Below are 638 nucleotides of genomic sequence, written 5' to 3'. Positions count from 1 at the left end.
GCCCAGTCCCGCCGGTGCCGACAACAGACTCCGAGGAAGCCCCGGATGCGATCCTGGAATTCCATCGGGACGATGACGATCGAGCAAACGCCCTGAATCTCCAGGATGCTGCGCTCGATCCTGGCGTCGGCGGGAAGCTCGTCCAGGTCGCGAATCACAACCGGCTCCTTGCGAGCGATCCGCGCTGTGAACCACGGCATCGAAACGGAGCCCTGATCTTGCAGCCAGTCCCCCTTTTTCAGGTTTGACACTTCACCTTGCCAAAGATATGTCCAGTCGGAAGGGGTCAGGTCGTCACGGAATTGTTGAATGAAGGCACGTTCTCCTTCGAGAAACGCGCCGACCTCAGCCAGCGCCTCCTCGATACCCCGATCGACGTTCGCCGCCTTCAGCCGGATGAACCGGGTCGAGATCCTGGCTACCAGGTCCTCGACCTGAACGCGATATCTCAGCGCGTCCTCCGCGCTCTTGAGGCCGGTGATGTCCTGCTTGATCGCGATGAAGTGCGAGACCTTGCCGTCTCGATCGACCAGCGGCGTAATGATCTGTTCCTCGTTGTAGAGACTACCGTCCTTACGCCGGTTGATCAGCTCGCCACGCCATACTCGACCCTCGAGAACCGTGCTCCACAATACCTT

At 59.9% G+C, this 638-nt stretch carries 1 protein-coding gene; it reads right to left on the bottom strand.

All coding sequences use genetic code 11. The annotated features are described in order from the left end of the window. A partial coding sequence (locus tag GY725_21475) for a PAS domain S-box protein (GenBank protein ID MCP4006759.1) occupies positions 1 to 638 on the bottom strand: 638 nt, incomplete at both ends.

This window comes from bacterium (assembly GCA_024226335.1).
Lineage (GTDB): Bacteria > Myxococcota_A > UBA9160 > SZUA-336 > SZUA-336 > JAAELY01.
This window is presented reverse-complemented; position numbering and strand designations above follow the sequence as displayed.